At 72.9% G+C, this 26,362-nt stretch carries 24 protein-coding genes and 1 tRNA gene; 10 read left to right on the top strand and 15 right to left on the bottom strand.

The features are described from left to right. Positions 1 to 43 precede the first annotated feature (43 nt). On the bottom strand, positions 44 to 3,730 hold the full coding sequence (metH, locus tag ASG49_RS07275; protein ID WP_235561976.1) for a methionine synthase: 3,687 nt from the start codon (positions 3,728 to 3,730) through the stop codon (positions 44 to 46). A 136-nt stretch (positions 3,731 to 3,866) separates the two neighbouring features. On the opposite strand from metH, the gene ASG49_RS07270 reads away from it, so the two are divergent. Then, positions 3,867 to 4,715, top strand: coding sequence for a PAC2 family protein (locus ASG49_RS07270; protein WP_056538960.1), 849 nt, complete (start codon positions 3,867 to 3,869; stop codon positions 4,713 to 4,715). An 81-nt stretch (positions 4,716 to 4,796) separates the two neighbouring features. On the opposite strand, the gene mshC is transcribed toward ASG49_RS07270, so the two are convergent. The 4 genes from mshC to ASG49_RS07250 are packed head-to-tail and all read right to left on the bottom strand — an operon-like array spanning position 4,797 to position 8,232. Further along, entirely contained in the window at positions 4,797 to 6,062 is a 1,266-nt protein-coding gene (mshC, locus tag ASG49_RS07265) for a cysteine--1-D-myo-inosityl 2-amino-2-deoxy-alpha-D-glucopyranoside ligase (RefSeq protein WP_056538959.1), read from the bottom strand. A gap of 23 nt (positions 6,063 to 6,085) precedes the next feature. After that, entirely contained in the window at positions 6,086 to 6,904 is an 819-nt protein-coding gene (locus ASG49_RS07260) for an SCO1664 family protein (protein ID WP_056538954.1), read from the bottom strand. A 19-nt stretch (positions 6,905 to 6,923) separates the two neighbouring features. Then, entirely contained in the window at positions 6,924 to 7,514 is a 591-nt protein-coding gene (locus tag ASG49_RS07255) for a DUF3090 family protein (RefSeq protein ID WP_056538950.1), read from the bottom strand. 10 nt (positions 7,515 to 7,524) lie between these two features. Next, the gene (locus ASG49_RS07250; RefSeq protein WP_056538946.1) at positions 7,525 to 8,232 is read right to left on the bottom strand and encodes an MSMEG_4193 family putative phosphomutase; all 708 of its coding nucleotides are present in this window, start codon (positions 8,230 to 8,232) and stop codon (positions 7,525 to 7,527) included. A 31-nt stretch (positions 8,233 to 8,263) separates the two neighbouring features. Here ASG49_RS07250 and corA point away from each other — a divergent pair, with 31 nt between their 5' ends. After that, positions 8,264 to 9,238 carry a magnesium/cobalt transporter CorA gene (gene corA, locus ASG49_RS07245; RefSeq protein ID WP_056538943.1) on the top strand — a complete coding sequence of 325 codons (975 nt, stop codon included), beginning with the start codon at positions 8,264 to 8,266 and terminating at the stop codon, positions 9,236 to 9,238. 15 nt (positions 9,239 to 9,253) lie between these two features. Here corA and ASG49_RS07240 read toward each other — a convergent pair whose 3' ends face one another. Beyond that, entirely contained in the window at positions 9,254 to 10,078 is an 825-nt protein-coding gene (locus ASG49_RS07240) for an undecaprenyl-diphosphate phosphatase (RefSeq protein ID WP_056538940.1), read from the bottom strand. Between the two features lie 94 nt (positions 10,079 to 10,172). Between ASG49_RS07240 and ASG49_RS07235 the strand changes: the two genes are divergently transcribed. Then, positions 10,173 to 11,141, top strand: a complete 969-nt coding sequence (locus ASG49_RS07235) for an aldo/keto reductase (protein WP_056538937.1) — start codon at positions 10,173 to 10,175, stop codon at positions 11,139 to 11,141. A gap of 20 nt (positions 11,142 to 11,161) precedes the next feature. Continuing rightward, positions 11,162 to 11,374, top strand: a complete 213-nt coding sequence (locus ASG49_RS07230) for a DUF5703 family protein (RefSeq protein ID WP_056539978.1) — start codon at positions 11,162 to 11,164, stop codon at positions 11,372 to 11,374. A gap of 14 nt (positions 11,375 to 11,388) precedes the next feature. Here the strand turns inward: ASG49_RS07230 and ASG49_RS07225 are convergent, their stop codons facing one another. Next, positions 11,389 to 12,726, bottom strand: a complete 1,338-nt coding sequence (locus tag ASG49_RS07225; RefSeq protein ID WP_056538935.1) for a M20/M25/M40 family metallo-hydrolase — start codon at positions 12,724 to 12,726, stop codon at positions 11,389 to 11,391. 25 nt (positions 12,727 to 12,751) lie between these two features. Further along, positions 12,752 to 13,114 (bottom strand): hypothetical protein, encoded by a 363-nt coding sequence (locus tag ASG49_RS07220; protein ID WP_056538932.1) that lies wholly within the window; start codon positions 13,112 to 13,114, stop codon positions 12,752 to 12,754. 466 nt (positions 13,115 to 13,580) lie between these two features. Between ASG49_RS07220 and ASG49_RS07215 the strand changes: the two genes are divergently transcribed. Next, positions 13,581 to 14,255, top strand: coding sequence for a M23 family metallopeptidase (locus tag ASG49_RS07215; protein ID WP_082533841.1), 675 nt, complete (start codon positions 13,581 to 13,583; stop codon positions 14,253 to 14,255). A gap of 25 nt (positions 14,256 to 14,280) precedes the next feature. On the opposite strand, the gene ASG49_RS07210 is transcribed toward ASG49_RS07215, so the two are convergent. Further along, on the bottom strand, positions 14,281 to 14,865 hold the full coding sequence (locus ASG49_RS07210; protein WP_056538927.1) for a hypothetical protein: 585 nt from the start codon (positions 14,863 to 14,865) through the stop codon (positions 14,281 to 14,283). After that, the gene (locus ASG49_RS07205; protein ID WP_056538924.1) at positions 14,862 to 15,524 is read right to left on the bottom strand and encodes a hypothetical protein; all 663 of its coding nucleotides are present in this window, start codon (positions 15,522 to 15,524) and stop codon (positions 14,862 to 14,864) included. Before ASG49_RS07205 ends, ASG49_RS07210 begins: the two co-directional genes overlap by 4 nt. A gap of 160 nt (positions 15,525 to 15,684) precedes the next feature. Between ASG49_RS07205 and ASG49_RS07200 the strand changes: the two genes are divergently transcribed. Next, positions 15,685 to 18,066, top strand: a complete 2,382-nt coding sequence (locus tag ASG49_RS07200) for an FdhF/YdeP family oxidoreductase (RefSeq protein WP_056538921.1) — start codon at positions 15,685 to 15,687, stop codon at positions 18,064 to 18,066. Positions 18,067 to 18,151: 85 nt separating this feature from the next. Continuing rightward, positions 18,152 to 18,610, top strand: a complete 459-nt coding sequence (locus ASG49_RS07195) for an OsmC family protein (protein ID WP_200936218.1) — start codon at positions 18,152 to 18,154, stop codon at positions 18,608 to 18,610. Positions 18,611 to 18,628: 18 nt separating this feature from the next. On the opposite strand, the gene ASG49_RS07190 is transcribed toward ASG49_RS07195, so the two are convergent. Further along, a complete protein-coding gene (locus ASG49_RS07190) occupies positions 18,629 to 19,510 on the bottom strand; it encodes a bestrophin family protein (protein WP_200936217.1) in 882 nt (293 codons plus the stop codon). A 247-nt stretch (positions 19,511 to 19,757) separates the two neighbouring features. Here ASG49_RS07190 and ASG49_RS07185 point away from each other — a divergent pair, with 247 nt between their 5' ends. After that, the gene (locus ASG49_RS07185; RefSeq protein ID WP_056538915.1) at positions 19,758 to 20,933 is read left to right on the top strand and encodes an NADH:flavin oxidoreductase/NADH oxidase; all 1,176 of its coding nucleotides are present in this window, start codon (positions 19,758 to 19,760) and stop codon (positions 20,931 to 20,933) included. 155 nt (positions 20,934 to 21,088) lie between these two features. Beyond that, on the top strand, positions 21,089 to 21,664 hold the full coding sequence (locus ASG49_RS07180) for a GAF domain-containing protein (RefSeq protein ID WP_156384207.1): 576 nt from the start codon (positions 21,089 to 21,091) through the stop codon (positions 21,662 to 21,664). Positions 21,665 to 21,698: 34 nt separating this feature from the next. Here the strand turns inward: ASG49_RS07180 and ASG49_RS07175 are convergent. Together ASG49_RS07175 and ASG49_RS07170 are read right to left on the bottom strand one after the other, a co-directional pair. Next, positions 21,699 to 21,783 (bottom strand) — tRNA-Leu (locus tag ASG49_RS07175). A gap of 54 nt (positions 21,784 to 21,837) precedes the next feature. After that, on the bottom strand, positions 21,838 to 23,280 hold the full coding sequence (locus tag ASG49_RS07170; RefSeq protein ID WP_056539973.1) for a GuaB1 family IMP dehydrogenase-related protein: 1,443 nt from the start codon (positions 23,278 to 23,280) through the stop codon (positions 21,838 to 21,840). 60 nt (positions 23,281 to 23,340) lie between these two features. On the opposite strand from ASG49_RS07170, the gene galK reads away from it, so the two are divergent. Further along, positions 23,341 to 24,432: a galactokinase gene (galK, locus tag ASG49_RS07165; protein ID WP_056538910.1), complete on the top strand. Its 1,092-nt coding sequence runs from the start codon at positions 23,341 to 23,343 to the stop codon at positions 24,430 to 24,432. Positions 24,433 to 24,439: 7 nt separating this feature from the next. On the opposite strand, the gene ASG49_RS07160 is transcribed toward galK, so the two are convergent. Both ASG49_RS07160 and ASG49_RS07155 read right to left on the bottom strand, forming a co-directional pair. Further along, entirely contained in the window at positions 24,440 to 25,789 is a 1,350-nt protein-coding gene (locus tag ASG49_RS07160; RefSeq protein WP_235561938.1) for a DUF2252 domain-containing protein, read from the bottom strand. After that, positions 25,786 to 26,362, bottom strand: a 577-nt coding sequence (locus ASG49_RS07155) for a hypothetical protein (protein ID WP_056538907.1), incomplete at its 5' end; no start/stop codon positions are given. The genes ASG49_RS07160 and ASG49_RS07155, both read right to left, overlap by 4 nt.

Raw genomic sequence — 26,362 nt, 5'->3', positions numbered from 1 at the left:
GTCCCACAGCACGGCCGCCGGCAACGGGGGCAGCGTCACGGTCCTAGTCCTCGGGGTCGTAGCCGAGGTTGGCCGAGAGCCACTTCTCGGCCTCGGCCAGCGACCAGCCCTTGCGCTCAGCGTACGACGCGACCTGGTCGCGGCCGAGCCGGCCCACCACGAAGTACTGGCTCTGCGGGTGCGAGAAGTACCACCCGCTCACCGCCGCACCCGGCCACATGGCCATCGACTCGGTCAGCGTGATGCCGGTCGTCTTCTCGACGTCGAGCAGCTCCCACAGCGTCTGCTTCTCGGTGTGCTCGGGGCAGGCGGGGTAGCCGGGGGCGGGTCGGATGCCGGCGTACTGCTCCTTGAGCAGCTGGTCGTTGTCGAGCTGCTCGTCGGGGGCGTAGCCCCACAGCTCGGTGCGGACCCGCTCGTGCATCCGCTCGGCGAACGCCTCGGCGAGCCGGTCGGCCAGCGACTCGAGCAGGATCGCGTTGTAGTCGTCGTGCTCCTCCTTGAACGCCGCGACCCGGTCCTGGCTGCCCAGGCCGGCGGTGACGGCGAAGGCGCCGACGTGGTCGGCGAGCCCGGTGGCGACCGGGGCGACGTAGTCGGCCAGGGACCGGTTGGGCACCCCGTCGCGGTGCTCGCCCTGCTGGCGGAGCTGGTGCAGCACGGTCAGCACCTCGCTGCGCTCGTCGTCGGCGTAGACCACGAGGTCGTCGCCGTCGGAGGCCGCCGGGAAGAAGCCGACCACCCCGTTGGCGGTCACCCACTTCTCGGCGACCATCCGGTCGAGCATCTCCTGCGCGTCGTCGTAGAGCTTGCGCGCGACCTCGCCGGTGGCGGGGTTGTTGAGGATGTCGGGGAAGCGCCCCTTCATCTCCCAGGCGTTGAAGAACGGCTGCCAGTCGATGTAGTCGCGCAGCTCGGCGAGGTCGTAGTCCTCGAAGACGCGGGTGCGGGGCGCCCCGTCGGCGGTCATGGCGGGGGCCGGCGGGGTGTAGCCGTCCCACTCCAGCGGCGTACGACGCTCGCGGGCGGTGTCGATCGAGACCAGCTTGCGGTCCTGCTTGTTGGCGTGGCGCTCGCGCAACGAGGCGTAGTCGGCCTCGGTGTCGGCCAGCAGCTTGCCGCGCCGGTCCTCCGAGAGCAGGGCCGCGGCGACCGGCACCGAGCGGGAGGCGTCCTTGACCCACAGCACCGGGCCCTCGTAGCGCGGGGTCACCTTGACCGCGGTGTGGGCGCGCGAGGTGGTGGCGCCGCCGATCAGCAGCGGGATGGTGAACCCCTGGCGCTGCATCTCGGTGGCGAAGGTGACCATCTCGTCGAGCGAGGGCGTGATCAGGCCGGACAGCCCGATGAGGTCGGCGTCGACCTCGCGGGCCTTGTCGAGGATCTTCTGCGCCGGCACCATCACGCCGAGGTCGATCACCTCGTAGTTGTTGCACTGCAGCACCACGCCGACGATGTTCTTGCCGATGTCGTGGACGTCGCCCTTGACCGTCGCCATGACGATGGTGCCCTTCTTGGTCTCCGCGTCCCCGGGCTGCTTCTCGGCCTCGATGAACGGGATCAGGTAGGCCACGGCCTTCTTCATCACGCGCGCGGACTTCACCACCTGGGGCAGGAACATCTTGCCGGCGCCGAACAGGTCGCCGACGACGTTCATGCCGTCCATCAGCGGACCCTCGATCACCTCGATCGGGCGGCCACCGCGGGCCGAGATCTCCTGGCGCAGCTCCTCGGTGTCCTCGGTGACGTGGGCGTCGATGCCCTTGACCAGCGCGTGGGTGATGCGCTCCCCCACCGGCAGCGAGCGCCACTCCAGCACGGCTGCCTCCGCCTGCTCGCCGCTGCCGCGGTGGGCCTCGGCGACCTCGAGCAGCCGCTCGGCGGCGTCGGGGCGGCGGTTGAGCACGACGTCCTCGATGCGCTCGCGCAGCTCGGGGTCGACCTGGTCGTAGACCACCAGGGCGCCGGCGTTGACGATGCCCATGTCGAGCCCGGCCTGGATGGCGTGGAACAGGAACACCGCGTGGATCGCCTCACGGACCGGGTTGTTGCCGCGGAAGGAGAACGACACGTTGGAGATGCCGCCCGAGACCTTGGCGCCGGGCAGGTTCTGCTTGATCCAGCGGGTGGCCTCGATGAAGTCGATGCCGTACGCCGCGTGCTCCTCGATGCCGGTCGCGAGGGCGAAGACGTTGGGGTCGAAGATGACGTCCTCGGCCGGGAAGCCCTCCTCCTCGACCAGGATCTGGTAGGCGCGGGCGCAGATCCGCTTGCGGCTCTCGAGGTCGGCGGCCTGGCCGTCCTCGTCGAAGGCCATCACCACGACGGCGGCGCCGTACTTGCGGCACAGCCGGGCGTGCTCGCGGAACGGCTCCTCCCCCTCCTTCATGGAGATGGAGTTGACGATCGCCTTGCCCTGCACGCAGCGCAGGCCGGTCTCGATGACCTCCCACTTGGAGGAGTCGACCATCACGGGCACGCGGCTGATGTCGGGCTCGCTGGCGACCAGCTTGAGGAAGCGGTCCATCGCCGCCACCCCGTCGATCATGCCCTCGTCCATGTTGACGTCGATGACCTGCGCGCCGTTCTCGACCTGCTGGACGGCGACGGCCAGCGCGGCGTCGTAGTCGTTGTCCTTGATCAGGTTGCGGAACTTCGCCGAGCCGGTGATGTTGGTGCGCTCGCCCACGTTGACGAACAGCGAGTCGGCGTCGATCGAGAAGGGCTCGAGGCCCGAGAGCCGCATCGCCGGCTTGACCGGCTCCCAGGTGCGGGGGGCCCGCCCCTCGACCGCGCCCGCGATCGCGGCGATGTGGGCGGGCGTGGTGCCGCAGCAGCCGCCGACGAGGTTGACCAGGCCGGCCTCGGCGAACTCCTCGATGATCGCGGCGGTCTCGGCGGCGGCCTCGTCGTACTCCCCGAAGGCGTTGGGCAGGCCGGCGTTGGGGTAGGCGTGCACGAAGGTGTCGGCCACCCGCGACAGCTCGGCCAGGAACGGCCGCATCTCGCGGGCACCGAGCGCACAGTTGAGACCCACCAGGATCGGGCGGGCGTGGCGGATCGAGTTCCAGAACGCCTCGGTGGTCTGCCCGGACAGGGTGCGGCCCGAGGCGTCGGTGATGGTGCCGGAGATGATCACCGGCCAGCGGCGGCCCAGCTCCTCGAAGACGGTCTCGACGGCGAAGATCGCGGCCTTGGCGTTGAGGGTGTCGAAGATGGTCTCGATGACGAGCACGTCGCTGCCGCCGTCGAGCAGTCCGCGGGTCGCCTCGACGTACGCCGTGACGAGCTGCTCGAAGCTCACGTTGCGGGCGCCCGGGTCGTTGACGTCGGGGCTGATGGAGGCGGTGCGGCTGGTGGGGCCGAGGGCGCCGGCGACGTAGCGCGGCCGCTCCGGGGTGCGCTCGGTGACCACGTCGCAGGCCTCGCGGGCCAGCCGGGCCGACTCGAAGCACAGCTCGTAGGCCAGCTCGGACATGTCGTAGTCCGACAGCGAGATGGCGTTGGCGTTGAAGGTGTTGGTCTCGATGAGGTCGGCGCCGGACTCGAGGTACTCCTCGTGGATCGACCGGATGATCTCGGGCGCGGTGATGCTCAGCAGGTCGTTGTTGCCCTGCACGTCCAGGTGCCACTCGGCGAAGCGCTCGCCGCGGTAGCCCGCCTCGTCGGGGCGGTCGCGCTGGATCGCGGTGCCCATGGCCCCGTCGATGACCAGGATCCGCTCGCGCATGGCCGTCGTCAGGGCGTCGGTGCAGTCGGGGCGGTGGTGCGTCGTGGGTGTCACCCGACAAGAGTACGGAGCCGGGCGACCGGGGGTCGTGCAGCGTCGCATCCTGACACCACACCGGCCCCACTAGGGTTGGGCGATGATCGAGATCGAGTCCGTCCCGCCGCTGGTGGACCCCGTGCTGATCGCCGCCTTCGAGGGCTGGAACGACGCCGCGGGCGCCGCGACCGGCGTGGTCGACCACCTCATCGAGGTCTGGGACGCCCAGGTGGTCGCGGTCATCGACCCCGAGGAGTTCTACGACTTCCAGGTCAACCGTCCCCTCATCGCCACCAACGACGAGGGCATGCGCCACATCACCTGGCCCTCGACCCAGCTCTACGTCGCCCGCCCGCCGGGCTCGGCCCGCGACGTGGTGCTGCTGAGGGGCATCGAGCCCAACATGCGGTGGCGCCAGTTCTGCGCCGAGCTGCTCGCGGCGGCCGACGACCTGGGCGTCGGCCTCGTGGCCACGCTCGGGGCGCTGCTCGCCGAGACGCCCCACACCCGCCCGATCCAGGTCAGCGGCACGGCCACCGAGCTCGACCTGGAGGACCGGCTCAAGCTCGAGCCGGCGACGTACGAGGGGCCGACCGGGATCGTCGGCGTCTTCCAGGACGCCTGCCAGCGCCTCGACATCGCGGCCGTGTCGTTCTGGGCCGCGGTGCCGCACTACCTGCCGCAGCCGCCCTGCCCCAAGGCCACGCTCGCCCTGCTCAGCCAGGTCGAGGACCTGCTCGAGACCGGGATCCCGCTCGGCGACCTGCCCGAGGACGCCCGCGCCTGGGAGCGCGGCGTCGCCGAGCTCGCCGAGGAGGACGAGGACGTCGCGGAGTACGTCCGCAACCTCGAGGAGAGCCAGGACGCCGCCGAGCTGCCCGAGGCGAGCGGCGAGGCCATCGCCCGCGAGTTCGAGCGCTACCTCAAGCGGCGCGACAAGCCCGAGTAGGTCCCCGACCGGCTGGGCGTCGTACGACGGTGAAAGTGCCCGGTCGGCGACTCCCGCGTCAGCAGCAGTGCCCGGTCGGCGTCAGAGTCGTACGCCGAGGGCCGCGTCGACCAGGGACGTGACCGCCTCGCCGGCACCCGGCTCGGACGCCTCGCCGGTCAGGGTGGCCTCGGCCCAGGAGTCGACGACGTCGAGGGCGGCGGGGGCGTCGAGGTCGTCGGCGAGCCGGGCCAGCACCTCGGCGACGACGGGGCCGGACGGGGCGCCCCCCGACCGCGAGGCCGCCGAGCGCCACGCGTCGAGCCGGGACTGGGCGACATCGACGTCCGCGGCGTCCCACATCCAGTCGCTGCGGTAGTGGTGGGCCAGCAGCAGCAGCCGGACGACCATCGGGTCGAGCCCGGACTCGCGCAGCCGGGACACCAGCACGAGGTTGCCCTTGGACTTCGACATCTTGGCGCCGTCCAGGCCGACCATGCCGGCGTGGACGTAGGCGTGCGCGAACGCCGTGCCGCCGTCGGCGACCTGCGCCTCCGAGGCGCTCATCTCGTGGTGGGGGAAGACGAGGTCGCTGCCGCCGCCCTGCACGTCGATCGGGCCGAGCGCGGCGGTGTCGAGGTGGTGGCGCGCGATGGCCGAGCACTCGACGTGCCAGCCGGGGCGCCCGCGACCCAGGGCGCTGTCCCACGCCGGCTCGTCGGGGCGCTCGGCCTGCCACAGGAGGCAGTCGAGCGGGTCCTGCTTGCCCGCGCGCTCGGGGTCGCCGCCGCGCTCGGCGAACACCTCGAGCATCTGCTCGCGCGACCAGCCCGACACCGCGCCGAAGCGGGGGTCGTCGGTGACGCGGAAGTAGAGGTCGTCGCCGGGACCGCCGTCGACCTCGACGTCGTAGGTCGCGCCGACCTCCTGCAGCCGCTCGACCATGGCGAGCACGAGGGGGATGGCCTCGACCGCGCCGACGTAGGCGTCGGGCGGCAGCACCCGCAGCGCCTCCATGTCGGTGCGGAACAGCTCGGTCTCGCGCTCGGCGAGGGCCGTCCAGTCCTCGCCGGTCGCGGTGGCCCGCTCGAGCAGCGGGTCGTCGACGTCGGTGACGTTCTGCACGTAGCGCACGTCGTGGCCGGCCGAGCGCCATGCACGCTGGAGCAGGTCGAAGGCGACGTAGGTCGCGGCGTGGCCGAGGTGCGTGGCGTCGTACGGCGTGATCCCGCAGACGTAGAGCCGCGCGGTGCCCGACTCCGGGACGCTCGGGCGCAGCCCTCCGGTCGCGCTGTCGTGCACCGCGACCTCGGGTCCACGGGCCCCCGCCGGCAGCTGTCCCGGTCCGGGTGAGGTCCACGCACGCATGGACCGAAGGGTATGTGGTGCCCTCAGAAGGGCGGCCAGGGGATGGAGGGCCACCCACCCGCCGGCACCGGGAAGCTCCCGGCGCGCAGCAGCCGCTCGCAGCGTCGGGCGGTCGCGTCGACCTCGTGGACGGCCAGCAGCTCCTCGAGCCGCTCGCGGAGCTCCCCGTGGAGACCGAGCAGGACGTCCTCGACGCCGTCGCGCTCCTCGTCGGTGAGCTGCTGCCCGGCCCACCCCCACAGCACGGTGCGCAGCTTGTCCTCGTGGTGGAAGCAGACCCCGTGGTCGACGCCGTGGCGGTGGCCGTCGGCCATGGCCAGCACGTGGCCGCCCTTGCGGTCGGTGTTGTTGGTGACGACGTCGAAGACCGCCATCCGGCGCAGCGGCGCGGAGTCCTCGTGGATCAGCATCACCGGCTCGTCCTGCGGTCCGGAGGCGTCCAGGACGTGCAGCCAGCCGCGGGGCACGATGCCCTCGGGCACCACGTCGACGGTGTCGGGCACGTCGTCGGGACCGGCGACGGGCTCGCGCCACAGCTGCACCATGCCGCGGCCGACGGGGCCCTCGCGTAGCACGGTCGGGGGCACGACGTCCCAGCCGAGGTGGTCCGAGACCACCCAGGCGGCGTACTCGCGCTCGGCGAGGGTGCCGTGCGGGAAGTCCCACAGCGGCCGCTCGCCGGAGACCGGCTTGTAGACGCAGCGCGGGCCGTCCTCGCCCAGCGTGGCCAGGAAGGTCTGGTTGGACGCCGGCATGATCCGGCCCTGCACGTGCAGCTCGGCCCCGAGCAGCAGGTCGTCGGCGTCGGGGCCCGGGGCGGCGGGACCGGGAGCGGCGTTCATCGGCAGGGCTCGGCCGGCCTCAGGCGCTGCGGCGGTAGCCGTTGGCCCGGGGGCACAGGTGCCCCTCGGGGTCGAGCGGACCGCCGCACAGCGGGCACGGGGCCCGGCCGGCGGCCACGACGGACTCGGCGCGGGCGGCGAACGCCCGGGCCATGGCGGCCGGCATCCGCACCAGCAGCAGCTCGTCGGGCTCGGGCTCCTCGATGGGCAGGTCGATCAGCTCCTGCTCGGCCGCCTCGACCGGCACCTCGACCTCGACCTCGGCGACGGGGAACACCTCGACCACGACCCGCTCGTCGTCGGCGTCCCACGACAGCGTGATGGTGCCGGCGCGGAACTCCTCCTCGATCGGCTGGTCGAGCGGCTCGTTGTCGATCATCGACACCGGAGTGACAGCCGGCACCGTGTCGCGCGGCTCCGCGCTCGCGATCAGCTCGTCGAGCAGCTCGGCGATGCGCTCGCCCAGGATCTGCACCTGCTGCTTCTCCAGCGACACCGAGGTGAGCTGGGCGCCCGACCGGGCCTGCAGGAAGAAGGTGCGCGACCCGGGCTCGCCGACCGTCCCCGGCACGAAGCGGTCGGGCGGGTCGAAGCTGTGGACGACGGGCATGGGCTCGACTCTAGGACGTCGCGGAAGCGGCCTCGGGGCCCGCTCCCCCGCCGACCGCCGCGTCGGAGCTGCGGCGCCGCTTGCGGCCCGGTGGCGGGGCCAGGTGGCCCAGCGGCCCCGAGCTGGAGTTCATCGTCACCACGAAGGCCCGCTCGGGGGTGTAGCGCACCACCGAGAGGCTGGCCGGGTCGACCATGATCCGCTGGAAGGCGTCGAGGTGCATCCCCAGGGCGTCGGCCAGGACGGCCTTGATCACGTCGCCGTGGGAGACGGCCAGCCAGACCGCGTCGCCACCGGCCTCCGCGTCGTACGCCGCGTCGCGTTCGCGGACCGCGGCCACGGCCCGCGCCGACATCTCCTGCAGCGACTCCCCGCCCGGGAACCGCGCGGCCGAGGGCTGGGCCTGGACGGTGCGCCAGAGCTTCTCCTTGGCCAGCGACTTCAGCGGCCGGTTGGTCCACTCGCCGTAGTCGCACTCCGAGAGCCGCTGCTCGGTGACGGGCCGGTGGTCGGGCGCCAGCAGCCGCGCCGTCTCGCGGCAGCGCTGGAGCGGGCTGCTCACCACGCCGGCGAGGGTGAGGCCGGTGAGTCGCTCGGCCGCGCGTTGTGCCTGCTGCTTCCCGGTGTCGTCCAGGTGGACCCCCGGCGTGCGTCCGGCGAGCACCCCGGTCGCGTTCGCCGCCGTCCGACCGTGACGCGCCAGGATCACCGTTGCCATGCCCGGAGCGTAGCCGTCGTATCTTGCACGGGTGATCGTCGACAACGCCCTCTACCGCGACGGCAAGCGGGTCGAGCTGGGCTGCGAGCAGGGTGACCTGACGGCCGTGCGCGGCAGCGTCTCGGAGCCGCAGGACTTCACCTGGGTGGGGCTCCACGACCCGACCGGCGAGGAGCTCGCGCGGGTGGCGGAGCTCTACGGCCTGCACGAGCTGGCGGTCGAGGACGCCCTCTCGGCCCACCAGCGACCCAAGGTGGAGCGCTACGCCGACTCGATGTTCGTCGTGCTCAAGACGCTGTGGTACGTCGACGCGCAGGACGCCGTCGAGACCGGGGAGATCAGCCTCTTCGTCGGACCCGGCTTCATCGTCACCGTCCGCCACGGCGAGGGCGCGTCGCTCACCGAGGCGCGGCGTCGCCTCGAGGCCAACAGCCACGTGCTCGTCCACGGCCCGTCCGCGGTGCTGTACGCCGTGTGCGACGACGTGGTGGACCGCTACGAGGACGTCGCCAACTCGCTGCAGGAGGACGTCGACGAGGTCGAGGAGTCGGTGTTCTCCGACGACCGCACCAACGACAGCGCCCGGATCTACGTGCTCAAGCGCGAGCTGGCCGAGATGCGCCGGGCCGTGCTGCCGCTGCGCGAGCCGATGAACCGGTTCGCCGCCGGCAGCGGCGTCCACACCGAGGCCGGCCCCTACTTCCGCGACGTCGCCGACCACCTCGCGCGGGTGGCCGACACCATCGACACCCTCGACTCGCTGCTCTCCACGGCCTTCGACGCGCACCTCGCGCAGATCTCGATCCAGCAGAACGACGACACCCGTCGCATCTCGGCCGCCATCGGCCTGATCGCGGCGCCCACCCTGGTCGCGGGCATCTACGGCATGAACTTCGACCGCATGCCCGAGCTGCACTGGCTCTACGGCTACCCGTGGGCGCTCGGCCTGATGCTGCTCAGCTCGCTGACGGTGTTCCTGATCAGCAAGCGCTCCGGCTGGCTGTGAACCGGACCCGGGGGGTCAGGCGCTCAGCACCCCGGCGGCCAGCAGGCCCATGGTGAGCAGGCCCAGCGCGATCCGGTAGAGCACGAACGGCGCGTAGGACCGGGTCGAGACGTAGCGGAGCAGCCACGCGATCGCGGCGTACCCGACCACGAAGGAGACGATCGTGGCCACGATGGTGGGGCCCCAGCCGTAGGTGTTCTCGCCGTCGGGGATCTCCTTGAGCTCGAACAGCCCGGCGCCGACGACGGCCGGGATGGCGAGCAGGAAGGCGAACCGGGTCGCCGCCTCGCGGGTCAGGCCGAGGAACAGCCCCATCGAGATGGTCGCGCCGGAGCGCGAGACGCCCGGCACCAGCGCCAGCGCCTGCGCGCCGCCGAGCAGCAGCGCGTGCTTGAGGCCGACCTGCTTGAGCTCGCGGTCCTGGCGCGCAGTGCGGTCGGCGACGCCGAGGATGACGCCCATCACGATCAGCGCGGTGGCGATGATCCACAGGTTGCGGAAGTCGCGCTCGATGACGTCCTTGAGCGCCACCCCGAGCAGCACGATCGGCAGCGAGCCGACGATGACGTACCAGCCCATGCGGGCGTCGGCGTGGCCGCGGTACTCCGGGCGGAACAGCGACCGCACCCAGGTGCTGGCGATGCGCCAGATGTCGTTGCGGAAGTAGATGAGCACCGCGAGCTCGGTGCCGATCTGGATGACCGCGGTGAACGCCGCTCCCGGGTCACCCCAGCCGAACCACTCCGGGAAGATCCGCAGGTGGGCGCTGCTGGACACGGGCAGGAACTCGGTGAGTCCCTGGATGAGGCCCAGGACGACGGCCTTGAGGAGATCGAGCACCGGAGCAGTCTAGGAACGTCCACCTGCACCTCACCCGACCCCACCCGGCGAGCCGCGGACCGGCTGCGCGGGCGGCCTGGATAGCGTGCGGGGCATGCGGACGCGGTACGTCGGGCAGACCGGGCTCTCGGTCTCCCGGCTCGCCCTGGGGACGATGACCTGGGGCCGGGACACCGACGAGCACGAGGCCCGCGAGCAGCTGGCCGCCTTCACCGGCGCGGGCGGCACCCTGGTCGACACCGCCGCCGGCTACACCGACGGCGACTCCGAGCGGCTGCTGGGCCGCCTGGTCGGCGACGTGGTGGCCCGCGACGACCTCGTCATCGCGACCAAGGCCGGGGTCGGGCGCCGTCGCGGTGAGCGCTACGTCGACGTCTCCCGCCGGCACCTGCTCTCCTCGCTGGACGCCTCGCTGACGCGGCTCGGCGTGGACCACGTCGACCTGTGGCAGGTGCACACCTGGAGCGACCGGGTGCCGCTGGAGGAGACGCTGGCGGCGCTCGACCTCGCCGTGACGACCGGCCGGACGGCGTACGTCGGGATCAGCAACTACGCCGGCTGGCAGTCGGCCCGGGCCGCGACCTGGCAGCGCGCCGTGCCGGGTCGGGCGGCGCTGGCCTCCCACCAGGTGGAGTACTCCCTGCTCAACCGCGCCGTCGAGGCCGAGGTCGTGCCGGCGGCGCAGGCGCTGGGGCTGGGGCTGCTGCCCTGGTCGCCGCTGGGCCGGGGCGTGCTGACCGGCAAGTACCGCGGCGGCACCCCGGCGGACTCCCGGGCCGCCTCCCCCCACTTCGGCGGCTTCGTGGGCCGCTACCTCGACGAGCGCTCGGCCCGCGTCGTCGAGGCGGTCGTCAAGGCCGCCGACGGGCTGGGATGGACTCCGCTCGAGGTGGCGTTGACGTGGGTGCGGGACCGCCCCGGCGTCGTGGCGCCGGTCGTGGGGGCCCGCACCGCGGCCCAGCTGCGCGACGCCCTCGGCGTCGAGGAGTGCACCCTCCCCGCCGAGATCGTCACCGCGCTCGAGGACGTGTCGTCCACACCCGAGGAGGAGACCACCAGATGACGTCGGCCAAGGCCCGCCGGATGCAGCACCGCGCGCTCCGCCCGGGCGTGGAGTACGAGTTCGAGAAGCTGCTCATCTCCCGCGAGCACTCCCGCACCGCCGTCACCCGCATGCTCGTCGAGCGCGCCGAGCACGGCGGCTGGGAGCTCGACCGGGTGCAGATCAAGCACGACGGCACCCGCCGGGTGCTGCTGCGCCGCCGGATCATCCGGCAGCGCACGGTGTTCGTCTAGAGCTTGCCGAGGGCTCAGAGCTTGCCGAGAAACCGGTCGAAGACCCGCGCCCCGAACTCCAGCGCGTCGACCGGCACCCGCTCGTCGACCCCGTGGAAGAGGCCGGTGAAGTCGAGGTCCTCGGGCAGGCGCAGCGGCGCGAAGCCGTAGGCGCGCATCCCCAGCTTGGTGAAGTGCTTGGCGTCGGTGCCGCCGCTCATCAGGTAGGGCGCCACGAGGGCGTCCGGGTCCTCCTCGAGCAGCGAGGCGGTCATCGCCTCGGCCACCGGCCCGTCGTACGACGTCTCCAGGCCGGCCTGCAGGCTGTCGAAACTGACCTCGACGTGGGGACCGGCCAGCTCGTGCAGCGTCGCGACGAAGTCCTCCTGGTGCCCGGGCAGGAACCGTCCGTCGATGCGGGCGGTCGCCTGGCCGGGCACGACGTTGACCTTGTAGCCGGCCTGGAGCATCGTCGGGTTGGTGGTGTGCTTGAGCACCGCGGCCAGCATCCGCGAGGCGCTGCCGAACTCCTCGACCAGCTCCTCGGCGTTCTCCGGCGTGGCCTCCACCCCGGCGAGCTCGCCGACGACCGCCATCAGCACCTCCATCGTGGGGGTCAGCTGCACCGGCCAGGGGTGGCGACCGATCCGGGCCACCGCCTCGGCGAGGTGGGTGACGGCGTTGTCCGGGTGCCGCATCGACCCGTGGCCGGCGTTGCCGGTCGCGGTCAGCCGCATCCAGGCCATCCCCTTCTCCGCGGCCTCGACGAGGTAGAGGCGACGTCCGCGGACGGTGGTGGAGAACCCGCCGACCTCGCCCACGGCGTGGGTGCAGCCCTCGAACCACTCCCGCTTGGCCTCCACGAGCGGCCCGGCGCCGCGGTGGCCGCCGGCCTCCTCGTCGGCCGTGAACGCCAGCACCAGCGGCCGGGAGGGCACCTGGCCCGCCGCCGCCCTCGCCCGGACGACGGAGAGCAGCATCGCGTCGAAGTCCTTCATGTCGACCGCGCCGCGGCCCCAGACCATGCCGTCCTGCACCTCGCCGCTGAACGGGTGGACCGCCCAGTCGTCGGCGTCGGCGGGGACGACGTCGAGGTGGCCGTGCAGCAGCATCGGCTCGGCCCCGTCGCTGCCGTCTCCGCCCCAGCGGGCCAGGACGTTGGTGCGGCCGGGCTCGGCCTCCCACAGCTCGGTGGTGATGCCGACGTCCTCGAGCAGCGAGGCCACGTGCTCCGCGGCCTTGCGCTCCCCCGGCCCGTCGCCGTCGCCGTGGTTGGTGGTGTCCATCCGGATCAGGTCGCGGCAGATCTCCACGACCTCGGCCGCAGGGTCGTACGTCGACACGGGACTCGGCTCGGAGGCAGGGGTCGTCATGCGCCCCATCGTGCCCCAGCCGGGGTCAGAGCAGGTGGCGGGCGCCGGCGCGCGGCGTCATGGAGCGCGGCTCGGTCCAGCGCAGCGTGCCGTCGGCCGCGACGACCGCGAGCTGCAGCACCTCGGCGACCGGGCGGTGCCGCGTGGTCTCCCACGACTTGGCGTGCCGCCACGACTCCTCGAAGACCTGCACCTCCATCACGGTGGTGCCGGCGCTGGCCCGTGCGATGGTGCGCTCGCACCAGGCCCGGGCCGCGACCATGTCGGGCCAGCGGCGCTCGACGACCACGTCCTCGAAGCCACCGTCGTCGGGGACACGCAGCTGCAGCCGCCCGAGGGCGGTGCTGCCGATCCCGGCCCCCGAGCTCGGGGCGTGCGTGTCGTCCATGGGGTCGAGGCTAAGCGGCCCCCGGGCCCGCGCCCAGCCCGCGGCGTACGCGTCCTGGACCTGTCTAGCCCGCACATCTGCGCAGGTTTGCGTCCGGAGCCGCCGGGCATGGAATCGCGGATCACCCGGCGCTCGGCCCCGGTGACCTTGCTCACCCGCTGAGCGTGGACCGGCCGCCGAGGTGTGACGGGGCCGACATCCGGGTTTGCACCTGGGGCCCGAGGCTGTCTCACTGGACGGGCGACACACCCGTGCGGGTGAGCCGGACGCCTCGGGCGCCGGGGTCGCACCAGACCAGAGCCGTGCGCCCGAGATGCGCCCCACCTGCTCGTGCGGGCCGCGGTGACCCCGACACCAGGACTCCTCCCACGAGCAGCGGTGCGCCCCGACCACACGGGCCACCACGGCAGGCGGACTCGGCCGCCCATCCGTGCACCGCGGCGCCTCGAGGTGACACCCCCTCACCATGCCCCTGAACTCCGTTCCCCCCAGCTCCGTCATGCCCGGGACGCGGCGACGTCTGCTGATGCTGCCGTTGACGCTTCCCTCCCTCCTGCTCCTCGCCGCCCCCGGCTCCGCCGTCGCCGCCACCGAGGACGCGGCCGGGCGGGACGCCGGCGCCGCCGTCGTCCGCGCCGCGGACCGCACCCGCGTCGGCGAGCCGACCCTGTCGCCCGCCGGCCTGGCCGCCCTCGTGCCGCCGGCCCGGGTGGTCCGGGGCGCCGAGCTGGTCGAGAAGCCGCCGCCGTGGCAGCTGCCCGTCGCGGCGTACCACCTCACGGGGCGCTTCGGTGCCTCCAGCTCGCTGTGGTCCAGCACGCACACCGGTCTCGACTTCGCCGCCCCTGAGGGCACCCCCCTGGTCGCGATCGGGCCGGGCACCGTGGTCTCCGCGGAGTCCGACGGCGCCTTCGGCAACAAGACCGTCGTACGCCTCGACGACGGCACCGAGCTGTGGTACTGCCACCAGAGCGCGTTCGTCGCCGAGCCGGGTCAGCGTGTCGGGCCCGGGACCCCGATCGGCCGCGTGGGCTCCACCGGCAACGTCACCGGTCCGCACCTCCACCTCGAGGTGCACCCCGCGGGCGACACCCCGGTCGACCCCGACCAGTGGCTGCGCGCCCGCGGGCTCGCCGCCTGACGCGCAGGTCCGACGGGCGCGCTCGCTAGACGGGCGGGCGCAGGCCCGTGCCGAAGCCTTCGACCTCGCCCTCGCAGTCGGCCCGCTGGGCCTGGACGAAGCCGGCGACGCGGTCCTGGAGCGGCAGGATCCTCTCCACCACGTCGCGGGGCAGGCTGCCCAGGTCGAGCCCGGGGTCGGCCTGCAGCGCGTCGCCCAGCACCCGGATCGTGCGGCGGGTGGCCAGGGCGTCGACCGTCTGGTCCTCGGGCACCTGCCCGACCATGGCGGCGTTGATCGCGTCCATGCGGCGCAGGGCCGTGGCGGCGAGGGCCGGATCGGTCTCGGACTCCCCCGCCAGCGTGCCGGTGAGGTAGACGTAGTCGCTCGCGTTGACGCAGCGGTCCCGCTCGCCGAACTCCTCCGGGCTCCCGGCAGCGGTATCGCGGCCCAGCTGGGCCAGCGCCCCGGGACCGTCCGAGGGTCCGGACGTCGACGACGCCGAGGCCGAGGGACTGTCGGATGCCGTGGAGCCGGGCTCCTCGGCGCTCCCACCGCCGCCGCCGCAGCCCGCCAGCAGGAGGCTCCCCGCGGCGGCGACCAGCAGGGGCGCCGTCCGGCGGGCGGTCACGAGCGGACGTCCACGACGACCCGCGTGGGACCGGTGAGCGCGAAGACGCGGAACGGGCGCCGGGAGCCGGTCAGGCCGATGAACGCCTGCTGCTGGCCCTCGAAGACGGACCCGGGGGCCACCTCGGCGATGCCGCCGGTGCCGCGGACGCGGGTCGTGCTGTCGCCGAACTCCGGGACGCCGGTGTCCGAGGGCATCCCCAGACCGCGCAGGTCGACCTGGAGGTACGCCGACCCGGCGATCCGCACCGGGTCGCCGGACCCGTCCTGGACCGGCCGGGCGACGTAGGACACCCGCCAGCCGGGGGTGCCGGTGCCGCCGAGGTCGAACACGACCCGGTCGAACCCGTCCTGCCGGCCGACCCGCACGCCGGTGACGCCGAGCCCGTTGCCCTCGCCCGGTCCGCCGTCGTCGGGCCGGAGGTCGCCCGTGAAGGGCGGGGTGCTGGCCGAGGCGCTGGCCGAGGCCGACGGGGTGCCGGACGACGAGGCCGACGGGGACGAGGATGAGGACGAGGACGGCGACGACGCGTCCGACCCGCCGGGGGTGGACGGCGATCCCGAGGGCTCGGCCGCCGGTGGCTCCTCGCCGCCACAGCCGGTGGCGCCGACGAGCAGCGCGAGGCAGATCAGGGCGGGTGCTGCCGTGGTCCTGCGCATGGGGTGCCTCCGAGTCGGTGCCGGTCCGCGGAAACTAGCGCACCGACCACCCTCCGGTGTGCAGGACGCCCCGCCCGACCGGGTCGGATGGCTCACCCCGGCACCTGACATGTCGGGCGCCGCGGCGGGTACAGCGTGCACCCGACGAGAGGCGCATCCCATGAGCCGCAAGGCACCCCAGGTCGACATCGACGAGTCCGAGCTGTCCGTGACCCACCCCGAGGACCACGCGGCGGGCCCGACCGCGGTCGCGGTCAGCATGAAGCGTGCGCTCGAGGGGATGGGCGTACGCCGTACGGCGCAGACCCTGCTCCAGCTCAACCAGGCCGACGGGTTCGACTGCCAGGGCTGCGCGTGGCCCGACCCGTCGCCGGAGCACCGCCACACCGCCGAGTTCTGCGAGAACGGCGTCAAGGCCGTCACCGACGAGGTGATGCTGCGGCGTGCCGGGCCGGAGTTCTGGGCCGCCCACCCGGTCGCGGAGCTCGAGGGCCGCACCGACTACTGGCTGGGCCAGCAGGGGCGCATCACCGAGCCGATGGTGCTGCGCGAGGGCGGCACGCACTACGAGCCGATCGCCTGGGACGACGCGTTCGGGCTGATCGGTGAGCACCTCAACGGGCTCGACTCCCCCGACGAGGCGGTCTTCTACACCTCGGGCAAGGTCTCCAACGAGGCGGCGTTCGCGTTCCAGCTCTTCGTCCGCGCCTACGGCACCAACAACCTGCCCGACTGCTCCAACATGTGCCACGAGTCGACCTCGGTCGGGCTGGCCGAGGTGATCGGCATCGGCAAGGCCTCGGTCACCCTCGACGACGTCCACGACGCCGAGGTGCTGGTGATCGCGGGGCAGAACCCGGGCACCAACCACCCGCGGATGCTCAGCGCTCTCGAGATCGCGAAGAAGAACGGCGCCAGGATCATCGCGATCAACCCGCTCAAGGAGGCGGGCCTGGTCCGCTTCAAGAACCCCCAGAACCCCCGGGGCGTGGTCGGCCGCGGCACCACCATGGCCGATCTTTACCTGCCGGTGCGCATCAACGGCGATCTGGCGCTGTTCCAGGCGATCGCCTCGTTGCTGCTGGAGTGGGGCGCGCTCGACCGTGACTTCATCGAGCAGCACACCCACGGCTTCGAGGCGTACGCCGAGCACCTGCGCGCGCTCGACTGGGACCTCGTCCTGGAGGCGACCGGACTCCCCCGCGAGCAGATCGAGGAGGCCGCCCGCATGATCGCCGGCTCCCGCAGGACGGTCTACTGCTGGGCGATGGGCATCACCCAGCACCGCAACGGCGTCGCCAACGTCAAGGAGATCTCCAACCTCGCCTTCCTCCAGGGCAACATCGGCAAGCCCGGCGCCGGGCTCTTCCCGGTCCGCGGCCACTCCAACGTGCAGGGCGACCGCACCATGGGGATCTGGGAGCGGCCGCCGGCGCACTTCCTCGACGCGCTGCGCGACGAGTTCGGCTTCGAGCCCCCGCGCGAGCACGGCCTCGACGCCGTGGCGGCCGTGAAGGCCTTCCGCGACGGGCGGGCCAAGGTCTTCTTCGGGCTCGGCGGCAACTTCGTCGGCGCCATGTCGGACACCACCGTGACCGAGGACGCCCTGCGGCGGGCCGACCTCACGGTGCAGGTGTCCACCAAGCCCAACCGGTCCCACCTCGTGCACGGCAAGGTGGCGCTGATCCTGCCGCCGCTGGGTCGCAGCGAGAAGGACCTGACCGGCGGGCGACCGCAACGGGTGACCGTCGAGGACTCGGTGTGCTCGGTCCACGCCTCCCAGGGGCCGCTCGAGCCCGCCTCCCCCCACCTGCGCTCCGAGGTCGACATCATCGCCTCCACCGCGATGGCGACGCTGGGCGACCGCCACGGCATCCCGTGGGCGGAGTTCCGCGACGACTACCGCCAGCTGCGGCGCCGCATCGGTCGGATGGTGCCGGGCTGCGCGGGCTACGAGGAGAAGGTCGACCAGCCGGGCGGGTTCGTCATGCCGCACCCGCCGCGGGACACCCGCACCTTCGAGACCGACGTGCAGCGCGCGGTCTTCACGGTGAGCCCCACCGAGGTGCTCCAGGTGCCCGAGGGCCGCCTGCTGCTGCAGACGATGCGCTCCCACGACCAGTTCAACACCGTCATCTACGGCCTCGACGACCGCTACCGCGGCGTCAAGGACGGGCGGCAGGTGGTCTTCCTCAGCCCGCGCGACATCGAGTCGCAGGGCCTGCGAGACGGCCAGCACGTGGACATCGTCAGCGAGTGGGAGGACGGCTCGACCCGCACGGTCGAGCGGTTCCGGGTGGTCTCCTACGACACGCCCGTCGGCTGCGCGGCGGCGTACTACCCCGAGACCAACCCGCTGGTCTCGCTGGACTCCAAGGCGATCGGCAGCAACCAGCCGGCGTACAAGTCGATCATCGTGCGCCTGGTCCCGTCGGCCGTCGACGCCCCGTCGCAGGGGCGTCCCCTGGGCACCTCGAGCGACGAGTCGCCTGACGGCGGCACCGAGCCCAAGCGGTACGTCGCCCCGACCCAGCTGAGCTGAGGCCTCCGAGGACCCGGACCCGCAATGGGGTCGCCACCAGCAATCAGTAGTATGTAGATCCACTTACATGCTGATCGGAGCCCTCATGTCCACCGTCCCCTTCGCCGTCGACAGCACCGGATCGGGCGTCGCCCAGGACATCACCGTCCAGGGCGACCGCTCGCACCGGTTCACCTCCGACACCTACCCGGCCTTCGGGGGCGAGGACTCCGCGCCCAGCCCGCTGGCCTACACCCTGGGCGCCCTGACCTCGTGCAACCAGATCAGCGCCCAGCTGGTGGCCAAGGACCTCGGCATCCGGGTCGGATCCTTCAGCTTCACCGCCCAGGGCGACCTCGACCCCTCGGTGTTCGTCGGCGGCGCCGAGGGCAACGCCAACTTCACCTCGGTGACCGTCCAGGCCACCGTGGAGACCGACGCGCAGGGCGAGACCTTCGACCACTTCGTGGCCGAGCTCGAGCGTCGCTGCCCCGTCACCCAGCTGTTCCGTCGCAGCGGGCTGACCTACACCTCGACGTGGACGCCTCGCGCCATCACGGGCTGACCCGGCGGCGGGGCCACCTCACCACAGGACGCTGTCGGTCGGGGTGAGCCGCGGAGGAGCCTCCTCACGGATCAGGCGCAGCAGGTCGATCTCGATGGTGCGGCACAGCGTCGTCATGGGCACGTCGTGGACCCCGTCGGTGAAGGGGTCGGCCAGGTCGGTGCCGACCTTGACCGTGATCAGGAACATGAAGCTGATCAGCGCCGACCCCACGGGCGTGGCCCACATCAGGTCGTGCACCACCGCGAACGGCAGCACCAGGCAGAACAGCCGCGCGAACAGGCTGGGCAGGACCCGGTACTGCACCGGCAGCGGCGTGTTCTTGATCCGCTCCAACCCTCCCTGGGCGTCGGTGAGCGCCACCAGCGTCGACTCCAGCTGCACCCGGGCCAGCTCCGAGACGTCGTCCCGGGCCCGGGACCGGGCGAGGATGTCCCCGCACCGCGCCAGGATGGCCGTCGGCGTGTCGGCCACCCGGGGGTCGTCGGGGTCCGGGGCGTCGGGCAGGTGCACGGACGCCTCGTGCGGGAGGTCCTGCCCGCGCAGCGACGTGCGCAGCGCGTGCACGTAGGCGATCTGGGCCTGGACGACCGCGCGAGCCGCGCCCTGGTCCCCGATCGTGGTGACCGCCTGCCTGCCCAGGCTCCGCGAGGAGTTGACCACCTGGCCCCACAGCGTGCGTGCCTCCCACCACCGGCCGTACGCCGCGTTGATGGACACGCCGATGAACAGCGCGATCGCGCTGCCGAACAGCGCGAAGGGGAACTCGCCGTCGCTGAACCAGCCCGGCCGCGCGAAGAACGTCGCCGTCACCGCGACGTCCCAGAGCACCACCAGCCCGATGGTGACCAGGAAGCTCGCGCCCGCGCGCGTGGGTCTCAACCGTGGATCGACGATCACGGCACCAGGCTGGCAGCCACCAGGGGACCGACCGGGCGCCGGGTCGCGGCCGGGTGGTCGACCCGTGAGTCCCGCCACACGCACGCCCCGCGCAGCCCCCGCACTGCCCGCCGAGCACTCGTGTGGCGCCGGTCACGGCGTGAGGTCGTGAGGTCGATGTTCCGCGGATGTCACCCCGATGACACGGTGGGGAATCCGGGTGGACCTGTACTGGCGCCACAGCCCCCGACGGAAACCGAGGCCCTCGATGCCCCACCTCTTCTCGCCGTACACGCTCAAGGGCGTGACGCTGCGCAACCGCATCGCCATGTCCCCCATGACGATGTACCGCTCGACCGACGGCCACATGGACGACTTCCACGTCATGTACCTCGGCGCCCGAGCCGCCGGCGGGTTCGGGCTGATCTACCCCGAGCAGGTGGCCATCACCCCGGACGGACGTACGACGCCCCACTGTGCGGGCATCTGGAAGGACGACCAGGTCGAGGGACACCGCCGGGTCACCTCCATCATCGACGAGATGGGTTCGGTCGCGGGGATCCAGCTCGGCCACACCGGCCGCAACGGCAGCGAGCTCAAGCCGTGGGTCGGCGGCATGCTCGGCTCCCAGCTCCCGCCCGACCACCCGGAGGGCTGGCAGGTGGTGGGGCCCTCGGACGTGCCCTACGGCTTCGAGAAGCGGCCCTACCCGGTGCACCCCCTCAGCGTGGACGAGATCAGGACGATCCACCGGCAGTACGCCGAGGCCGCGGTACGGGCCCACGAGGCCGGCTACCGCTGGCTGGAGATGCACTTCGCCCACGGCTACCTCGGGGCGAGCTTCTACTCCCCCCTGGCCAACAAGCGCACCGACGCCTACGGCGGCAGCCTGGAGAACCGCGCCCGGTTCCTCCTCGAAGCCCTCGACGCGGTGCGCGAGGTCTGGCCCGAGGACCTCCCCCTCACCGCTCGTCTCGGGTGCGACGACTTCCACCCCGACGGCGCGCAGTTCGAGGAGTCGATCGAGGTCGTGCGCTGGCTCAAGGACCACGGCCTGGACATGATCGACCTCTCGATGGGTGGCAACACCGACGACATGCGCGACGCGTTCTTCCCGACCCCGTCGGCCTGGGTCGAGCGCGGCGCCCGCGTCCGCGCGGAGGTCGGCATCCCGGCCACCGTGAGCTGGAACCTCGGCGTCCCCCAGAACGCCGACCGGGCCATCCGGGAGGACAAGGTCGACCTCGTGCTGCTGGGACGTCCGGCCCTGGCCAACCCACACTGGCCCGTCTGGGCCGCGCGCGAGCTCGGGCACGACGACCCCTTCACCCTCGTGCCCGAGGACTGGGGCTGGTGGCTGTCCAACTTCCGGGGCCACGACCCCAGCATCGGCTGGCCGGGCGTCGCCCGGCAGGACGCCGACGAGCTGCAGGCCGCGGGCTGACGGGCACGGGTCCTGGACCACCGACTAGACCACCACGGCATTCGCCCGGAGATGTCCGATCCCGGTGCCATGATCTCCCCGTCACACCCGGGTCGGTGCCGCGCGCACCGTCCTCGGGTCCCTCCGGTCTCGGGCCAGGCCAGCTGGGAGTCACCGTGATCAGAGTGAAGTGCGCGACGTCTCCGACCGTCCCCCTGGTCCCGCTCGCGACCACGGTCGACCGGGACCAGGAGGTGGGCCGTTACAACCACGTCCCGCAAGGTGCCCCCTGGTTGCAGGACCTCGCGCTGCGGGCCGCCCGTGTCGCGGACGTGCCCGCTGCCGCGATCAACCTGATGGGGTCGACCACGCAGCGGACCGTGGCCGCGGTGGGCGCGGAGGTCACCTTCCACCACCGCGGGGACTCCATGTGCGGTGCGATCATCGACGCCGGTCGCACCGTCCACGTCGCCGACGCGTCGGTCGACGAGCGCTGGGCGGACAACCCGTTCGTCAACGGCAGGTGGGCCCACGTCCGCTTCTACGGCGCGCACCCGCTCGTCGCGCCCTCGGGCTTCGTCATCGGCACGCTCTGCGTGTTCGACGACCACCCCCGCGAGCTGCCCGTCGCCACGGTCGCACGGCTGGACGACCTGGCCGCACAGGTCGTCACCGAGCTGGAGACCAGCCGGGCGGCAGCCCTGCGGTCGGGCCTGGACCGGTGGGGCAGGCGCCACACGTCCGGGACATGACGATGGGCCCCGCGGTGCGGGGCCCATCGTGCTGTGTCCGAGGGGGGACTTGAACCCCCACCCCCTATACGGGGACTAGCACCTCAAGCTAGCGCGTCTGCCTATTCCGCCACCCGGACGAGCGAGGGGAACACTACCAAGGAGCCCGGGCCGGCGCCCAATCGGGCACCCCCTCACCAGCCTCCGGGCAGCGGCCGCCCCTCGGCGAAGCCGGCGGCGGACTGCACGCCGAGCACCGCACGGTCGTGCAGCTCGGCGAGGTCGTGCGCCCCGGCGTACGTCGCGGCGGAGCGGACGCCGGAGCAGATCTCGTCGACCAGGTCCTCCACGCCGGGCCGCGCCGGGTCGAGGAACATCCGCGAGGAGGAGATGCCCTCCTCGTAGAGCCCCTTGCGGGCACGGTCGAACGCCGTCTCGGTCGAGGTGCGGTTGGCCACGGCGCGGGCCGAGGCCATGCCGAAGCTCTCCTTGTAGGCGCGGCCGTCGGCGCCGACGTGGAGGTCGCCGGGCGACTCGTGGGTGCCGGCGAACCACGAGCCCACCATCACCTGCGAGGCGCCGGCGGCCAGGGCCAGGGCGACGTCGCGGGGGTGGCGCACTCCCCCGTCGGCCCAGACGTGCTTGCCCAGCTCGCGAGCCGCCGCGGCGCACTCCAGCACCGCGCTCAGCTGCGGGCGACCCACCCCGGTCATCATCCGGGTGGTGCACATGGCGCCCGGGCCGACGCCGACCTTGATGATGTCGGCCCCGGCCTCGACGAGGTCGCGGACCCCGTCGGCCGAGACGACGTTGCCCGCCACGACGGGCACGCCGGGGTCGAGCGCGCGCACGGCGCGCAGCGCCTCGAGCATCCGCTCCTGGTGGCCGTGGGCGGTGTCGACCACGAGGGTGTCGACGCCGAGCCCGAGCAGCCGTGCGGCCTTGCCGGCCACGTCACCGTTGACGCCGACCGCCGCGGCGATGCGCAGCCGGCCCTGCGCGTCGACGGCCGGGGCGTAGATCGTGGAACGCAGCGCGCCGGTGCGGGTCAGGATGCCGACCAGCCGGCCGTCGTCGTCGACGGCGGGAGCGAGCCGGTGCCGCGAGGCGTGCAGGACGTCGAAGGCCTCCCGCGGCTCCATCGTCGCCTTGAGCGTCGTCATGTCGGTGGTCATCACGTCGGCGACCTGGGTGAAGCGGTCGACCCCGAGGCAGTCGGCCTCGGTGACGACGCCCACGGGGCGGCCGCCCTCGAGCACGACCGCGGCGCGGTGAGCGCGTTTGGGCAGCAGCGCCAGCGCGTCGCTCACGGTGTGGTGCGGGTCGAGCACGATCGGGGTCTCGAAGACCGTGTGCCGCTCCTTGACCCAGCCGACCACGTCGGCCACGACGTCGAGCGGGATGTCCTGCGGCACGACGACGAGCCCGCCGCGACGGGCCACGGTCTCGGCCATCCGACGACCCGCGACGGCCGTCATGTTGGCGACCACGAGCGGCACGGTGGTGCCGGTGCCGTCACCGGGCCGTTGGGCCAGGTCGACGTCGTAGCGGCTGGCGACCGCGGAGCGGGCCGGCACCATGAAGACGTCGTCGTAGGTCAGGTCGTACGGCGGGCGGTGGTCGTCGAGGAAGCGCACGGTCACGCAATCTACGCGCCGCCCCCGACGACCCGCCGGGGTCCGCCCTAGGGTGTCCGGGTGTCCGACCACGAGCCCGCCGCCCCGCCCGCCGCAGCCACGGGGGTCGCCCCCGGCCGCGTCAACCTGATCGGCGAGCACGTCGACTACAACGGCGGCCGGTGCCTGCCGTTCGCGCTGCGGCAGGCCACCACGGCCCGCGTCACCCGCCGCGACGACGACCTGCTCCGCGTCACCAGCCGCGACGAGGCCTGGGAGGGCCGGGTCGACGCGCTCGACGACGCCCCCGGCTGGGTGAGGTACGTCGCCGGCGTGGTGCTCGCGCTGGAGGTGACCGAGGGCCTCGACGTGGCGATCAGCAGCGACGTGCCGATCGGCGCCGGGCTGTCGAGCTCCGCGGCGCTGGAGTGCAGCGTGGCGTACGCCGTGGACGCGCTGCTCGACCTGGCCCGCACCCCCGAGCAGCTGGAGCAGGCGGGCGTCCGCGCGGAGTCCGACACGGTCGGGGCGCCGACCGGCGGCCTCGACCAGGCGGTCTCGGTGCACGCCGAGGAGCACCACGCGCTGCTGCTCGACTTCGGCACCGGGGCCCGCGAGCAGGTCCGCTTCGACCCCGCCTCCCACGACCTCGGGGTGCTGGTGGTCGACACCCGGGTCAGCCACGAGCTCACCGACGGCGGCTACGAGGCGCGCCGCGACCAGGCCTGGGAGGCCGCGCGCCTCCTGGGCGTGGACACGCTGGCCGAGGCCTCCCCCGCCGCGCTGGAGCAGGCCGACCTCGACGAGACCCTGCTGCGCCGTGCCCGCCACGTCGTCTCCGAGGTCCGCCGCGTCGACGCCTTCGTCGAGGCGCTGCGCGCCGACGACTGGACCCTGCTGGGCCCGCTGCTGGACGCCTCGCACGCCTCGCTGCGCGACGACTACGAGGTCTCGTGCGAGGAGCTCGACGTCGCGGTCGAGGTGGCCCGGGAGGCCGGCGCGCTGGGGGCCCGGATGACCGGGGGCGGCTTCGGCGGCTCCGCGATCGCGCTGGTCCCGGTCGAGCGGCTCGCCGCCGTGCGCTCGGCGCTCACCCACGCGTTCGTGCTGCGCGGCTGGACCCAGCCGGACTTCATCGACGCCTCTCCCGGCCCCGGCGCCCGCGTCCTCTGAACGGCGCTCAGGTGGCGGCGACGCCGATCTGCCCGCTGCGGAAGGCGTCGACGAACAGCGCGTGGTCGGTGCGCACCGTCTCGGCGTAGGTCACCGCGAACTCCACGAGGTGGTCGGCGAACGCGCGTCGCCGCCCCTTCAACGAGGCCACGATGGCCTGCTCGACCTGGAAGTCGACGAGGTCCTGGTCGCTGTCCTCGTCGGAGGCGCAGTGGATCTTGGCCGTCGCCCGACCGAGCAGCTCGACCACGGCGGCGATGTCGTCGGGCTCGGTGATGTCGTCCCAGTCGAGGTCGACCTCGTAGGGCGAGATCTCCGAGACGACGTAGCCGGTGCCGGCCATCTCGGTGTGGCCCAGCAGCGGGTCGGTGTGCACCTGCAGCGCGCGCTGGCTCACCACGGTGCGGTGGCCCTCGTGCTCGAAGTAGCCCTCGATGGTCGCGGAGTCTTGGAACCGGCTCAGCGCCGGCACGTTGGCCTGCTTCATCGAGAGCACCACGTCGTTGTCGAGGGCCTGGCTGTAGCCCTCCACCAGCAGGTTGTACGCCGGGAGCCCGGCGCTGCCGATGCCGAAGCCGGACTTGCCCACCGCGTCGCGCAGGTCGTAGAACAGCGACCGGTCGAACCGCTTGGAGGCCGGGATCGTGTCGAGGTAGGCCGCGAACGCCGCCTCGACGGCCGCGCGCTCGTCGTCGGGCAGCATCCGGATCGAGTGGTCGGGGGTGAAGACCCGCACGCCGTCCTCGATGTGGGTCATGCCGTCGAGCAGGTCGGCCCGCTTGATGGCCCGGGCGCTGAGCAGGGCGGTGAGGATCGGGCCCTCGGTGTTGTCGAGGTGGAGCGCGAAGTCCTCGTCGTCCTCGGTCGAGGCGTAGTGGTCGACCTGGGAGAGGTAGCCGCGCAGGAAGCGGCGTACGAGCGCCTCGACGTCGGCGGCGGGCAGCGCCTTCTGCCACGCCATCAGGGCGAGGCTGGCGGCGAACCGGCGCAGGTCCCACGTGTAGTGGCCGATGTAGGCCTCGTCGAAGTCGTTGATGTCGAACACGAGCCGGCCGTCGGAGTTGAGGTAGGTGCCGAAGTTCTCCACGTGCAGGTCGCCGTGGATCCAGATCGCCCCGGTGCGCTCGTCGACCCACTCGTCGTCCACGCCGGTCATGTCGGCGTAGAACAAGCAGGCGGAGCCGCGGTAGAAGGCGTGCGGGCTGGCGGCCATCTTGCGGTACTTGAAGCGGAAGGCCTGCGGGTCGGCCTGCATCAGCGGGGCGAAGGCGTCCTTGAACACCGAGACGATGAGGTCGGTGCGGGCCTGGGGGTCGGCGGGCTCGTCGGCGCGGGCGTCGGTCGTGGCATCGGTCACGCGCCCACCCTGCCACTCCCCGCCCCGGGGGCCGGTCGCTTCAGCCCCACCGACCTCAGCTCGAGCCGGGCCAGCCGGTCGACGACGGTGGCGTCGCCCCGGCGCCAGGCCCCGGCCGGGTCGTCGTCGACGCGGGCGAGGACGTGCAGCGGCTGGTGGGCCATCGCCCGGAGCGCGAACAGGTCGAGGTCGGCGCGGGCGTCGAGGAACCGCTGCCCGGCGGTGGCGCGGCGTACGAAGCGGACCCGGCCCGGCAGCCAGAGGAGCAGCACCAGCAGGATCGGTACGACGGCCACGGTGATCCCCAACCAGTGGGCGAGCGACTCCACCGCGGCGACCTGGTCGCGGCCCGCCCCGGCGATGCCCTCGGCCGCTCCCCCGGCGCCGTCGAAGGGGCTGCGGACCTCGTCACCCACCAGCGGGAGGCCCGAGACGGTGTCGCCGGCGTCGCGCAGCCGGCCCGCGAGGTCGGTGGCCGAGGCGTCGATGCGGCGTCCCGGCCCGGCGAGCGCCAGGGTCGCGTCGCGGACCGAGCCCGCCACCTGGATCCAGACCCAGACCCACACCAGGACG

The organism is Marmoricola sp. Leaf446 (genome assembly GCF_001424755.1).
Lineage (GTDB): Bacteria > Actinomycetota > Actinomycetes > Propionibacteriales > Nocardioidaceae > Marmoricola.
This window is presented reverse-complemented; position numbering and strand designations above follow the sequence as displayed.